Source organism: Klebsiella quasivariicola (genome assembly GCF_002269255.1).
In the GTDB taxonomy this organism is placed as follows: domain Bacteria; phylum Pseudomonadota; class Gammaproteobacteria; order Enterobacterales; family Enterobacteriaceae; genus Klebsiella; species Klebsiella quasivariicola.
Genome location: NZ_CP022824.1, coordinates 226,679 through 240,771, shown reverse-complemented (window position 1 = coordinate 240,771; position 14,093 = coordinate 226,679). Strand labels below are relative to the sequence as shown.

Sequence of the window (14,093 nt, the reverse complement as noted above, 5' to 3'; positions counted from 1 at the left end):
CTTGATCCTCAACGGTTATCCACAAAAGGATGTAGTAATACGTATCGCAGTCAACGGATATACATACCTCTGTAAATACCGTTGCATATCACAGTATTAGATTATGCATATAACAGTCAACATTTTACATTCCGCAGTCGATCCAGACAGACGTTAAAGCCAGTTACAGCGCATGCTGGAGCGATCCGGGGATCTCTTTTGGATCTCACTATGATCTCCTTGGGATCAATTATTGGATCGAGACCATGAATAACCCAGATACAAGGCCGGAAGCGCCATACCAGATATCCAGAACCCTGGCCTGATTTTCCTGAATACGCTCTGGAAGATTGAGATCTACAGGTACAACAATGAAACATTGACTGCGGTATGCTGAGTCGTCTTTCCTCTTTCTCGACACAGATGCGGTAAGCATCATACCATAGTCAATATATTACATACCGCAGTCAATTTCATTATAACTGGCTTATCCAGAGCCATCTTTAGCAACCCGACGTACGTGCAATCTGTGAATTCTGTGATTTTCCGCTTCCTCGCCGCTTTCTCACTCCGTGAGATCGCTTACTGCGGCGAGCGGCAGTGATTAATATTGACTGCGGTATGTACTCTTTTGTAATCCCCTGCGTTCTTTGCATCACCCAATGCGGTTCACTTTGCACTTTTTCGTGCACTTTGCGTTTTTATTGTTGCTTTGCAATAAATTCCAAGATTTAATAAAATAATGCAAAGTGAAGATTAAAGGATGTTCAGTATGGGACTCATGGATACACTCAACCAGTGCATAAGTGCTGGTCATGAAATGACGAAAGCAATCGCCATTGCGCAGTTTAATGATGACAGTCCGGAAGCCCGGAAAATAACCCGGCGCTGGAGGATTGGTGAAGCAGCTGATTTAGTTGGCGTGTCATCTCAGGCTATCAGGGATGCCGAGAAAGCTGGCCGGCTGCCGCACCCTGATATGGAAACCCGTGGGAGAGTTGAGCAACGCGTTGGTTATACCATCGAGCAAATCAATCACATGCGGGATGTATTTGGTACACGACTGCGCCGTGCTGAAGATGCGTTTCCGCCGGTGATTGGTGTTGCTGCTCACAAAGGTGGTGTTTACAAAACCTCAGTATCCGTTCACCTGGCTCAGGATCTTGCTCTGAAAGGACTCCGTGTTCTGCTTGTTGAAGGCAATGACCCACAGGGAACTGCTTCTATGTATCACGGATGGGTGCCCGATCTTCATATTCATGCTGAGGACACTCTCCTGCCCTTTTATCTTGGGGAAAAGGATGACGCCAGCTACGCTATAAAGCCCACCTGCTGGCCTGGCCTTGATATCATCCCGTCCTGTCTGGCACTGCACCGCATTGAAACCGAGCTGATGGGGAAATTTGACGAAGGCAAATTACCTGCTGACCCGCACCTGATGCTCCGTCTGGCCATTGAAACTATCGCTCATGATTATGACGTGATAGTTATCGACAGTGCACCCAACCTTGGTATCGGTACGATAAATGTTGTATGCGCTGCTGATGTACTGATTGTCCCTACTCCGGCAGAGCTTTTCGACTACACCTCCGCACTGCAGTTTTTCGATATGCTGCGTGACCTGCTTAAGAACGTGGATCTTAAAGGCTTTGAGCCAGATGTCCGTATTCTGCTTACTAAATACAGTAATAATAACGGCTCGCAGTCCCCGTGGATGGAAGAACAAATTCGGGATGCCTGGGGAAGCATGGTCCTTAAAAATGTTGTGCGCGAAACGGATGAAGTCGGTAAAGGTCAGATCCGTATGAGAACCGTTTTTGAACAGGCTATTGATCAACGTTCTTCAACTGGCGCCTGGCGTAATGCCCTCTCTATATGGGAACCTGTTTGCAATGAGATTTTTGATCGTCTGATTAAACCACGCTGGGAGATTAGATAATGAAGCGTGCTCCTGTCATTCCAAGACATACCACACATACTCAATCGACTGAAGATACTTCATCACCGGCGCCAGCCGCACCTATGGTGGATTCATTAATTGCGCGCGTGGGTGCTATGGCCCGAGGTAATGCTATCTCTCTTCCGGTATGTGGACGGGAAGTAAAATTTACCCTTGAGGTGCTCCGGGGAGACTCTGTTGAGAGCGCTTCACGCGTATGGTCAGGCAATGAGCGCGATCAGGAACTACTTACCGAAGATGCTCTGGATGATCTCATTCCTTCATTTTTACTGACCGGTCAGCAGACTCCAGCTTTCGGCCGCCGGGTTTCTGATGTCATAGAAATTGCAGACGGCAGCCGTCGCCGTAAAGCCGCAATCCTGACGGAAAGTGATTATCGCGTTCTGGTTGGTGAACTGGACGATGAGCAGATGGCTGCATTGTCCCGTCTGGGTAACGATTATCGGCCGACGAGTGCTTATGAACGTGGCCTGCGTTATACAAGCCGGCTGCAGAATGAGTTTGCAGGAAATATTTCTGCGCTTGCCGATGCGGAAAACATCTCTCGTAAGATCATTACCCGCTGTATTAATACGGCCAAACTGCCTAAATCCGTTGTTGCCCTGTTTGCACATCCTGGAGAACTGTCTGCCCGGTCAGGTGAAGCCCTTCAGAAGGCTTTTGCAGATAAAGAAGAATTACTGAAGCAGCAGGCTGAGACTCTCCACGATCAGAAGAAAGCGGGACTAATCTTTGAAGCTGAAGAGGTCATTAGTCTTTTAACATCCGTACTGAAACAATCTCCTTCTCCAAGGGTTAATCTGAGCTCACGTCATCAGTTTGCTCCAGGGGCAACAGCATTGTATAAGGGCGATAAAATGGTGCTTAATCTGGATAGGTCCCGCATTCCTGTGGAGTGTATAGAGAAAATAGAAGCCATTCTTAAGGAGCTTGAGAAACCAGGAGTCTGATGCGGACACGCTTTAGTCTACGGTTATCTCCCTTTACTTCATTTCCTTTCTCACAGGCCAGAAAACATAACTGGCCTAAATATTCTCTCTGAGACCACGGTCCCACCTGCATCGTCGGTCAGGTTATCTTTCTGGGACCACGGTCCCACCTGCGTCGTCGGTCAGCTTAGCTGCCTGGGACCACGGTCCCACCTGCGTCGTCGCTCAGGTTATCTTTCTGGGACCACGGTCCCACCTGCATCGTCGGTCAGGTTATCTTTCTGGGACCACGGTCCCACCTGCATCGTCGGTCAGCTTAGCTGCCTGGGACCACGGTCCCACCTGCATCGTCGGTCAGGTTATCTTTCTGGGGCCACGGTCCCACCTGCGTCGTCGGTCAGCTTAGCTGCCTGGGACCACGGTCCCACCTGCATCATTGTTTAGGTTTCCAGCCTGGGACCACGGTCCCACCTGCATCGTTGGTCAGGTTATCAGCCTGGGACCATGGTTGCATTGATGTCAATGACGAACTGATTTTTGACATGATTGCATCACGAAGAGCGGAATAATCTTGCAGCAGAACTGAAATATCTGGCGATTGAATAGTAATGGATCGGGATTAGAGCCGAGTATACTGAGTACAATTTGTCAAATTTCGCAGTGTATTCGGTTTAATCTCCTACAGTTTTTAAAGGTCAATTGCTGCCGCTACGCGCTGTTCAGACCTTCGTCCGGCAAGTAACCAATCCAGGCTATTTTCACAACCCAGGGTGAATAACATCATTCCGTCATCAGCATAGCCACATCATGCATTTCGTCACACTGTATGATCTGGGGATTTCAGAGACATTACTTATCACAGGTTATGCAGATGAATAAGACTCAATAGATTGTTTATCCACAGTGACGGGGATATACATGTGGGTAGCTTCTTGAAAGACTTATGATGTAAATCCAGCCTCTTGACTCTCACATTGCCAATATATAGCTCGTGACCTGCTCCCCGTTGATTAGTACACCCCGATGTTAGTAATGTCTTCATAAGCCACATGAGGACATCCCCATGAAGAAGCGTTTTTCCGACGAACAGATCATCAGTATTCTCCGCGAAGCCGAAGCTGGGGTACCCGCCCGTGAACTCTGCCGCAAGCATGCCATTTCCGATGCCACGTTTTACACCTGGCGTAAGAAGTATGGCGGTATGGAGGTGCCTGAAGTTAAGCGCCTGAAGTCGCTTGAGGAAGAGAACGCCAGACTCAAGAAGCTGCTTGCCGAAGCCATGCTGGATAAAGAGGCGCTTCAGGTGGCTCTTGGGCGAAAGTACTGACGACAGACCAGAAGCGGGAAGCCGTGATGCTGATGTGTGATGCGACCGGTATGTCGCAACGTCGTGCCTGCAGGCTTACAGGTTTATCCCTGTCGACCTGCCGCTATGAGGCTCACCGTCCGGCTGCTGATGCGCATTTATCAGGGCGCATCACTGAGCTGGCACTGGAGCGCAGGCGTTTTGGCTACCGTCGTATTTGGCAGTTGCTGCGCCGTGAAGGGCTTCATGTTAATCATAAGCGCGTGTACCGGCTTTATCACCTCAGTGGCCTGGGCGTAAAACGCAGAAGACGTCGTAAAGTGCTGGCAACAGAACGTCTGCCGCTGCTCCGTCCGGCGGCGCCCAATCTGACCTGGTCGATGGATTTCGTCATGGACGCACTTTCCACCGGTCGCAGGATCAAGTGTCTTACCTGCGTCGATGATTTCACAAAGGAATGCCTGACGGTCACTGTTGCCTTTGGGATTTCAGGCGTTCAGGTCTCGCGTATTCTGGACAGCATTGCACTGTTTCGAGGCTATCCGGCGACGATAAGAACTGACCAGGGGCCGGAGTTCACTTGCCGTGCACTGGATCAATGGGCCTTTGAGCATGGTGTTGAGTTGCGCTTAATCCAGCCGGGAAGCCAACGCAGAACGGATTTATTGAGAGCTTTAACGGACGATTTCGCGATGAATGCCTGAATGAGCACTGGTTCAGCGATATCGTTCACGCAAGGAAAATCATTAATGACTGGCGGCAGGATTATAACGAGTGTCGTCCACATTCAGCACTGAATTATCAGACGCCATCAGAGTTTGCAGCACGGTGGCGAAATGGAAAATGTGAAGGTAAACAAACCGACCTTACTAACTCACGGTTGTATCTAATCCTGGGGGCAGGTCACTCGACTAACTTCATAATGGCGCGCCAAAAATTAGTAAAAAATTACCATATGGCTGTCATTGAATTTGTGAAGGTGAGTACCATGCCGACATCGGCAAAGGTACAAAAGAGTAGTATTGTTCCAATGTTAGAGCTAAAGCATGTCTAAAGTAGCAATTGCTGGGATAATGCTAAGGCAGCATCGTTTCTTGTTTACTCATATAAGTGCGTGTAAGGAAGTGAATATATCAAGCCCGGGCCATGGCCCGGCAGGATATATTTGATTACATTGAAGTGCCCTGCAATCATATCTGACGCCACAACTTCCTCTATGGATTAAGCCCGAAGACTTTCTAATAGGCCTCTCTGCGAGGATGAAATTTGTCTACGGATGAGGGGACAGTACAACAAGCAAACAGGACCTCATATTACTGGCTGGAAGCCAAGCTTTCTTTTACCGGGTATTGAATTTTGTTTTACAGTATATGCAAGCGCTTTAACGGGATATCGTCCGCTTTGTGAAAAAAGCGGAAGTAGCTAATCACAGTTTGAGTGGAGCAACTGAATGAAGGTCCTGTTTGTTCTGCGTACCAGACACAATCACTCAGACAGTGGCTTATTTAAAATATGTTAATGAAACCTAAGCAAGAGAACTGAAATGGACAAATTGTTAAATATGCTGCGTTATAAGAGTGATGGGTCTGATATTGACTTCAAATCTACCCAGTACCGCTTTAACAATGGTTCTGAGGGTAATGACTCCAACTTATTGATAGTGTTTTATGTTCAGATAATGCCCGATGACTTTGTCATGCAGCTCCACCGATTTTGAGAACGACAGCGACTTCCGTCCCAGCCGTGCCAGGTGCTGCCTCAGATTCAGGTTATGCCGCTCAATTCGCTGCGTATATCGCTTGCTGATTACGTGCAGCTTTCCCTTCAGGCGGGATTCATACAGCGGCCAGCCATCCGTCATCCATATCACCACGTCAAAGGGTGACAGCAGGCTCATAAAACGCCCCAGCGTCGGCATAGTGCGTTCACCGAATACGTGCGCAAACCGTCTTCCGGAGCCTGTCATACGCGTAAAACAGCCAGCGCTGGCGCGATTTAGCCCCGACATAGCCCCACTGTTCGTCCATTTCCGCGCAGACGATGACGTCACTGCCCGGCTGTATGCGCGAGGTTACCGACTGCGGCCTGAGTTTTTTAAGTGACGTAAAATCGTGTTGAGGCCAACGCCCATAATGCGGGCGGTTGCCCGGCATCCAACACCATTCATGGCCATATCAATGATTTTCTGGTGCGTACCGGGTTGAGAAGCGGTGTAAGTGAACTGCAGTTGCCATGTTTTACGGCAGTGAGAGCAGAGATAGCGCTGATGTCCGGCGGTGCTTTTGCCGTTACGCACCACCCCGTCAGTAGCTGAACAGGAGGGACAGCTGATAGAAACAGAAGCCACTGGAGCACCTCAAAAACACCATCATACACTAAATCAGTAAGTTGGCAGCATCACCGAAGATCGCGGGCGGAAACATCCAGATCACCGTCACCTCAGTTCGCAATGGAAACGTGAAATTCCAGCACGTTCAGGTGCATTATGAGCCGAACACGATCTATGGCCATGCAGACTTTACTGCGAACCTCTCTAAAGCCCAGCAAACGACGCTGCGGCAGCTCTATGACGGCTGCAACCCGCGCCCGATGCGCGACCTACTGCGTGGTGGAGCCGATCGCCTGCAAGTCGGGGCGATGGAGTTTCAGTGCTCCCCTGAAGAGCTATTGTCGGGATTGATTGAAACGATCTACGCTATGCGAAACGCCCTACTACACGGCGAAGTAGACCCCGACCCGAGGGTACTGTCTTGCTATGAGCCAGCTTATCGGATCGTAATGCTGTTTCTAGGCTGCGTGAGATAAGCAGGAGATGTACCCTGTGTTCATATTTTTTAGATATGGCATTAGTCATGGCATTGATATTTTATTTGATATTTAATCTAAGTAAATTAATATGATATATAGGCAGTTGATAATAGAGTGGGAGTGAGGCTATTATTTAGCCTATTGTTTTATTTGATTTAGTGAGTGCCATTGATGATATGACTGCATTATCAATGGCATTTTTTATGGTTTAAGGCCGACGCTGAATCGAAGATATAGCAAATACCATGTGACCGTATCAGCAAATGCCATGGTATCGACAACCGGGTGCATTGCAGCGCTGTGCTGATGCCATCGATGCTCGCTTTGATCAGAACCGCTCTCTCGACCCATGCCCCAGATCGTTAAATATGCGCCAGAGGAGCACCTCGTGATAGAAATTGTGAACAAGACAGCCGCCACTCGGAATCGAAGTATCCATATAGGTGAATAAAGTTTGCGGAAAATACGCTGAGAAAATAGAAAAGCGTCAATGAAGGGACATAGGAATGGCGATTAACGGAGAGAACGGTGTTAGTGCAGTCACCGTGGATGAACTACTCAAGCAAGGCCTTCGGATACCGAACTATCAACGCCCATACAGTTGGGATGTATCGACTGCTCTACAACTGGTGGATGATATCAGCGAAGCTCTTCGAGATACCGAACGAAAAGATATTCCCTATGTTTTGGGTGCAATCATTCTTCACGATGATGGTGAGTATCTCAATGTAGTCGACGGGCAGCAGCGCCTGCTGACTTTGCGAATGATTCTTGCGGCCTTAGATCCGATAAATCATCAAATTTCGATGTCTGGTAACAGCGAAACTCCTGTCTCCCTAGTTTGGATAGAGCTTCAAAGGCGCCTGTCGCAGTTGGAAGATAAAAAAGAGTTTTTGGATTTTATCTGTCACAAATGTCAGTTGGTGCGTATTGTGACGGACGATATTGATGAGGCATTTCGTGTCTTTGATTCCCAGAACTATCGCGGCAAACCGCTTGCCCCTCACGACTTGCTCAAAGCACACCACCTGCGCGAAATGCACGATGAGTCCGCTGCTATGAAAGTGGCTGTCGTTGAGGCTTGGGAAGCCGTAAACGATGAGGATCTGGACAGGCTTTTTTCTACTTTTCTATACCGGATATCCAAGTGGTCACGAGGCGAAAGCTCGCTCGAATTTACTATTCGGGACATCGGCATGTTCAAGGGCATTTCATCACGATCCCACAGGTCATTTTCGCCAAATCTGCGATATCACCTTGCAGCACAAGCCGCTATGCCACTTCTAAGTGCATGGTCGGTATCCTCTACACATGATGCACGAAATGCCGGGCGCAGCCGCTTTCAGCTTGATGCCCCGATAATCGCAGGACGCTCATTTTTCGAGATGGTGACATTCATGCTTGACGAATTGAAGATACTGGAACAAGAGGTTATTGACAGAGGTTTCAAAAACTTTGGCCCATCTCAAAGTCGCTACCGCTACGTGTACGAATTGTTCATTGCCGCGCTGCTTTGCTATACAAACAAGTTTGGCGATGAAGATGTAGATGAAGTGCGAAATAGGTTATTCGCATGGGCATATGCCTTGCGGGTCGAGTTACTTCGTGTGCAATTTGTATCTGCTGACAACCGAGCGCGAGGTAAAAACGATGCAAATAAATCGCCTTTTGTTTTGCTACGTAATGCGATGACTGGAAGTGTTGTCCGCAAACTTCCAATAACAAGTAAGCCATACAGCGATAACCACGAAAAGGAACTCGTTGCTTTTATCAAGGGGCTGCAATGAGCAAGAAGGAGTTGAAACCTGAACTGTTAACAGTAGGCAAGTTATTCACTGACAATTATCTGATTCCTATTTATCAACGGAACTATGCTTGGCGGGCCGAACAGATTGAGCAACTTATTAGCGATATTCAAGACTCGGTGGTAGGGGGCCAGGACAACTATTTTCTTGGGAACCTTGTTGTAATCAAGCGGGGTAGAGAGGATGAGTTCGAGGTCATAGATGGACAACAACGACTTACAACCCTCTATCTGCTTCTTACCTTCCTGGAGCAAGACGGTGAGGGTGAGAAGCCGTCGGTTGGCCATGCAGGCCACTTGCAATATGAGTCGCGCGCACGGGCAACTGAGGCCCTGCTGCGAGTAGCACAGGAGGCGGCTAAGGAGCACGTTCGACCGCAGGGCTCCACGAGTAATGCAGATGCTGGCATTCATGAAGGCTACAGCATCATCAATCAGTTCTTCAAACAAAATGAAAACCTTAATCGCTCACGCGAAAAATTCTCCGATTTCTTGCTAACGAAGGTGACTGTCGTCCGTGCCTCGCTGCCACCCAATACCGACCTCAATCGCTACTTCGAGATCATGAACACTCGTGGGCAGCAACTCAAGCAGGTTGATATTGTTAAGGCTCGCCTGATGAGCAAACTGCCCAATCAATATGAACGCGAATGCTTTGCGTGGGTTTGGGATTCCTGTGCTGACATGGATTCTTATGTCCAGATGTCTCTGACCCGTGGTGACACAAGTTTGCGAAACAAAGTATTTGGTGATGAATGGTCCTGGCTGGAGGTGACCAGCTTCTCTTCGCTAATGGAAAGTCGTCCGCAATCCGGCATCAATTCATCAAGGCAATCCTCCGAAGGGGTATCGTTGTCCTTGGATGAGGCGTTGTCAAAATACGCTAAAGAGCTCGAGTCAAATTCCACTGAAGACGAGGGCAACGAGCGGTTTCGTTCGACTATTGAGTTTCCGGCCTTTCTGCTACACGTTCTAAGAATTATGAAAGGCGATGAGGTCGAAGACGAAGGCCTGCTTGACGACAAGCGCCTCATCAAGTCATTTGACGACGCCGTAAATAATGTACCCGATGCTAAAGCCGATTGGGTGCGTAGTTTTGCATTTATGCTTCTCAAGTGCCGCAACCTCTTCGATGGCTTCATCTTGAAGCGTCAATTCACGGCAAACATCGGTGACGATGGCGATTGGTCTCTCCAGCGACTGAAAAAAGGAGGCGGGGACAAGAAGCCAACCCCGACGTACATCCATGTTTTCTCGGCCAGCAATGGAAGCTTAGAGGAGGACGGGAGTGCTGACCCACATACCCGAGATGTATTGCTGCTTCAGTCCATGCTTCGGATTACCTACACTTCTCCGCGAACGATGCACTGGATTACCAAAGTTCTTCGCTGGCTCTCCGTTAAAGCCCCTCGAGACGTGAAACATGCGGATCTTGCCGATTTGTTGAAGGGATATGCCCGCAGCAAGGTTAAAGAGACATTCTCCTTTGAGAAAGATCAGCAACCACAAGGGTTTGGTATCAGCCGTATCGTCTTTTCGTATCTCGACTATCTTCTGTTGAGTGACTCCTCAAAACGAGATTTCAAATTTCAGTTCAGAACTTCCATTGAGCACTTCTATCCACAGCATCCTGACAAAGAACAGTCGGGCGCGGTTGTTTCAGGTTCTAGCCTTAACCTGCTTGGCAACCTCGCGCTCGTAAGCGTCAGCGCGAACTCAAAATTCAGCAATAGCCTCCCCAGAGCAAAGGCCGAAAACTTCAAGGATACAATTGAACTTCAAAGTCCCAAGCTCAAGAGAATGGCGGAAATCACCCGAAATACAAACTGGGACGATCAGCAGATAACAGCACATCATGAAGCGATGGTGACATTGCTTCGTGATGATGTAAGTCTGGTGGAGGCAAGCGGAAGATCCAACCCAGGGCGTTGACTTCTTTGAATAACTGCTTTTGGATGAATATCCTTTGTGGTGTGCAAGTTGTCAGTCTAAAAGCGTTTTGCGTCGGGCGACACGATCAGTACAGTCTCCAAGTTTTCTTACCATGGTATTTTGTATGGTATCGACATGCAGATATAATTCTATTTTATTGATTTTATAGTGTTTTAAGACAGCATTGATCATCGAGTGGGTAACATAGGCTTAATACATTCCTTGCTCCTCGCACCGGAGCACATCACAGATACTGATTGAGATCCACTTCACGCAGCGGCTGGTTTTGACGTTCTGTTATCATTTGCACTAGGTCTTTTTCGTCCAGCTCATCGAGCATTTGTTCATACAGAGCCGCGGGCACACAATAAAAAACAGGGCGGTTGCGGTCAATAATCGCGACCGGGTAGCCGCCGCCGGCACTGGCGGTGGCCACCGGATCGTTTTTAAGTTCGCTGATGCTGGCAGTCACATCACACAGAATGATATTTGTCATGGTCCCCCCCTGAGACAAGTCATCTGTATGATCGGTAAAGTAAGCTCTTGCGGCAAGTCCCGTCTGTCATTTCGACGGTCAGAAACGGGCAACCGGCAGCTCCTTCCAGCGGGTGGTATATGCCGGTGACAGCATCTCCCGTTTCATCTGCCAGTCCGGCGCAATACCCCGTCCGGCAAACCAGACTTTCCCGAGTCCGGAATGATTAATGCCGTCGAGTACCTTCATCAGCGCATCGCTGTGCGGCCGTGGCTGCACGTCATCGAACAGATTCAGCTGCGCGACGCCGTTCGGACTGAAATCATTGAGCATTATCCCCGCTTTTGCGTAGCGGTGGCCATCGAGCCAGATCCTGTCCAGAGACCTGACCGCAGCCGCGATAATGTCCCGGGTGTCACGGGTAGGGGTGTGCAGTTTTTCCGTGGCCACGTTACCGTAATACGGCTCATTAACCGCAAAAGGGGATGTCTTGATGAAGGTGCTGATATGCCGGCAGTACTGTCGCTCACCGCGCAACTTTTCCGCCGCGCGCTCGGCATACTGGCAGACGGCCTGGCGCATTTCTTCGTAGGTGGTGATCCGCTGCCCGAAGCTGCGACTGCAGACAATCTGCTGTTTAGGCGGCGGCGCTTCCTCCAGTGAAATGCAACTCTCGCCGTTCAGCTCACGTACCGTGCGCTCCAGCACTACGTTGAAGTTTTTCCGGATAAATGTAGGGTTCGTCAGCGACAGCTGTAGGGCGGTGGTGATCCCCATAACGTGCAGCTTTTTCGCTATCCGGTTCCCCACGCCCCAGATTTCTTCCACCGGCTGCAGGCTGAGTAATTTTGCCGTTCTGCGTGGATTATCGGGCGACAGCGCCAGCACCCCCCTGAATTGTGGCCATTCCTTTGACGCCCACTGCGCCGATTTGGCCAGTGTTTTTGTGGCGCCGAAGCCGACACCGATCGTCAGTCCGGTTCCACTGAGAACATGCCCACGCAGCTGCCTGCCAAAATCCTCCAGATCCATACAGTGGCCAATTCCCCGGGCATCCAGGAAACATTCGTCAATTGAGTATTGTTCGACGCGGGGCGACAGCTCTTCCAGCAGGGCGACCACACGGTTACTCAGGCTCGCGTAGAGCTCGTAGTTGCTGGAAAAAACGTACAATTTTTCAGGAAACTGCGCCTCTTTGAGCTGGAACCAGGGGGTTCCCATCTTTATACCCAGCAGTTTGGCTTCAGCACTCCGGGCAATAACGCAGCCATCGTTGTTACTGAGAACGACGACAGGTTTGCCGCGCAAATCCGGCCTGAAAACCTTCTCGCAACTGGCGTAGAAGGAGTTGACGTCAGCCAGGGCGAACATCAGTCTGCCCTCCGGGTTTTATGAATGAAGGCTGTCACCACGCCGAAAATTTGCAGCGTTTCCGGATCCGGGTACAGGGAAGGGAAGTCCGGGTTCATCGCCTGCAGGGCTGGCCGCGGCGTCAGAAGCAGGCGTTTTACCGTAAATTCACCCTCAATTTCCGCGATAACAATATCCCCGTGCCGCGGCTGTTCTGCTTTATCCACGACCAACAGATCGCCGGAATAGAGGCCAATATCAGTCATTGAGTTGCCAATCGCCCTGACAAAATAGGTGGAGTGGCGCCGGTGAATGCAGTACTCATTCAGATCCAGTTCAGACTCAGTGTAGTCTGCTGCCGGTGACGGAAAACCCGCAGGGCATCGCTCTGTGAACAAAGGAATTTTTACTATGCTGGCTTCTGATACTGCAGGAATGAACTTCATCGTTTTTTCCCTCGCTTAAGGCTGTATATATATACAGTGTGCGCCGGGAGACCGGTAAAGATCAAGGGGTGAAAGTCCCCGACCATTGAAGGACCAGCAATCCACAGGGTCCCCGAGTCATGCGTTGTATACCGTGAGGTATGGGGCGAAGCGTTGACAGGGGTGTTGACAGGCCAGCCATTGAGCCACGAAATGTATATTAAATTCCCGGGTGCCGACGTTGTACTGTTTACGGAAGGCAACATCATAGGGTGCGTTACTGCGAGTGCCATATGGACCCGGCGGGTTCTGAGACCCTGGCATGTCAATACGATCTTTACGCGGGAACCGGGAGATCTCCCCTCTGACCATCTGCCAGTGCCGGAGATGGCCCGCACCGGGAAGGCGAGGAGCCGAAGCCGGTGATGTACGGAGAGGAGAAGTCGGACTCGCTCATAGTAGCTGCGAATCTGGCGAACAATCCGCAAGGAGCGGAGTCAGTGGAGCGAAGGAGCGGGGCCAAGGGAAACGCGGAACAGCCACACATGCGCCGGACGCAGAGCCGGGAAAGTATGTCACAGAGGCTGTCACGCGTGCGGGAAGCTGCGAAGCAGCGGAAGAAAGAACGGTTTACCGCATTGTTCCACCTCCTGACAGCAGAGGCACTGGAGAACGCATTCCTCTCCCTGAGCAGGAAAGCGGCTGCCGGAGTTGATGGTGTCAGGTGGAAGGACTACGCCGAAAACCTGAAGGTCAACATAGCAGATCTGCACCGGAGGCTTCATCAGGGTAGTTACAGGGCTCAGCCCGGCAGGCGGCACTACATCCCGAAAGCGGATGGAAAACAGCGCCCGCTCGGCATCGCCTCACTGGAGGACAAAATCGTCCAGTATGCGCTGGTTAAGATCCTGAATGCAGTCTACGAAAATGACTTTATGGGGTTTTCATACGGGTTCAGACCCGGGCGAAGCCAGCACAATGCGCTGGACGCACTGGCCACAGGGCTGGTTCGGACCAATGTAAACTGGGTACTGGATGCCGATATCAGTCAGTTCTTCGACAAGGTAAGCCATGAATGGCTAATCAGGTTCATAGAACACAGATGTAGTGGCACAGTAAATTTGG

At 49.9% G+C, this 14,093-nt stretch carries 9 protein-coding genes and 3 pseudogenes; 7 read left to right on the top strand and 5 right to left on the bottom strand.

Annotated features, from left to right (window positions below; all coding sequences use genetic code 11):
• Positions 1-751: 751 nt before the first annotated feature.
• The 3 genes and pseudogenes from sopA to B8P98_RS29240 form a co-directional block, all read left to right on the top strand.
• Entirely contained in the window at positions 752-1,918 is a 1,167-nt protein-coding gene (sopA, locus tag B8P98_RS29255) for a plasmid-partitioning protein SopA (protein ID WP_004182032.1), read from the top strand.
• Positions 1,918-2,889, top strand: coding sequence for a ParB/RepB/Spo0J family plasmid partition protein (locus tag B8P98_RS29250; RefSeq protein WP_004182039.1), 972 nt, complete (start codon positions 1,918-1,920; stop codon positions 2,887-2,889). The genes sopA and B8P98_RS29250 overlap by 1 nt, the downstream gene beginning before the upstream one ends.
• Positions 2,890-3,931: 1,042 nt before the next feature.
• Positions 3,932-5,048: pseudogene (locus B8P98_RS29240) on the top strand (IS3 family transposase); the annotation flags it as partial.
• Between the two features lie 777 nt (positions 5,049-5,825).
• Here the strand turns inward: B8P98_RS29240 and B8P98_RS31845 are convergent.
• Positions 5,826-6,201, bottom strand: a pseudogene (locus tag B8P98_RS31845) (IS1 family transposase).
• Between the two features lie 44 nt (positions 6,202-6,245).
• Positions 6,246-6,521 carry an IS1-like element transposase gene (locus B8P98_RS31840; RefSeq protein WP_000179213.1) on the bottom strand — a complete coding sequence of 92 codons (276 nt, stop codon included), beginning with the start codon at positions 6,519-6,521 and terminating at the stop codon, positions 6,246-6,248.
• Positions 6,522-6,562: 41 nt separating this feature from the next.
• On the opposite strand from B8P98_RS31840, the gene B8P98_RS29225 reads away from it, so the two are divergent.
• The 3 genes from B8P98_RS29225 to B8P98_RS29215 all read left to right on the top strand — a co-directional run bounded on the left by B8P98_RS29225 (position 6,563) and on the right by B8P98_RS29215 (position 10,718).
• Positions 6,563-6,979, top strand: a complete 417-nt coding sequence (locus tag B8P98_RS29225) for a hypothetical protein (protein WP_196530244.1) — start codon at positions 6,563-6,565, stop codon at positions 6,977-6,979.
• A gap of 509 nt (positions 6,980-7,488) precedes the next feature.
• The gene (locus B8P98_RS29220) at positions 7,489-8,769 is read left to right on the top strand and encodes a DUF262 domain-containing protein (RefSeq protein ID WP_016246209.1); all 1,281 of its coding nucleotides are present in this window, start codon (positions 7,489-7,491) and stop codon (positions 8,767-8,769) included.
• Positions 8,766-10,718: a DUF262 domain-containing protein gene (locus tag B8P98_RS29215; protein WP_000037308.1), complete on the top strand. Its 1,953-nt coding sequence runs from the start codon at positions 8,766-8,768 to the stop codon at positions 10,716-10,718. The genes B8P98_RS29220 and B8P98_RS29215 overlap by 4 nt, the downstream gene beginning before the upstream one ends.
• 244 nt (positions 10,719-10,962) lie before the next feature.
• Here the strand turns inward: B8P98_RS29215 and B8P98_RS29210 are convergent, their stop codons facing one another.
• The 3 genes from B8P98_RS29210 to umuD form a co-directional block, all read right to left on the bottom strand.
• Complete coding sequence (locus tag B8P98_RS29210) at positions 10,963-11,214, bottom strand: type II toxin-antitoxin system Phd/YefM family antitoxin (RefSeq protein ID WP_004182043.1); 252 nt, start codon at positions 11,212-11,214, stop codon at positions 10,963-10,965.
• 78 nt (positions 11,215-11,292) lie between these two features.
• Positions 11,293-12,564: a Y-family DNA polymerase gene (locus B8P98_RS29205; protein WP_023157784.1), complete on the bottom strand. Its 1,272-nt coding sequence runs from the start codon at positions 12,562-12,564 to the stop codon at positions 11,293-11,295.
• The gene (gene umuD, locus B8P98_RS29200) at positions 12,564-12,989 is read right to left on the bottom strand and encodes a translesion error-prone DNA polymerase V autoproteolytic subunit (protein WP_004182047.1); all 426 of its coding nucleotides are present in this window, start codon (positions 12,987-12,989) and stop codon (positions 12,564-12,566) included. The genes B8P98_RS29205 and umuD overlap by 1 nt, the downstream gene beginning before the upstream one ends.
• Positions 12,990-13,390: 401 nt before the next feature.
• Between umuD and B8P98_RS29190 the strand changes: the two are divergent.
• Positions 13,391-14,071 (top strand): annotated as a pseudogene (locus B8P98_RS29190) (reverse transcriptase domain-containing protein); the annotation flags it as partial.
• Positions 14,072-14,093 lie beyond the last annotated feature (22 nt).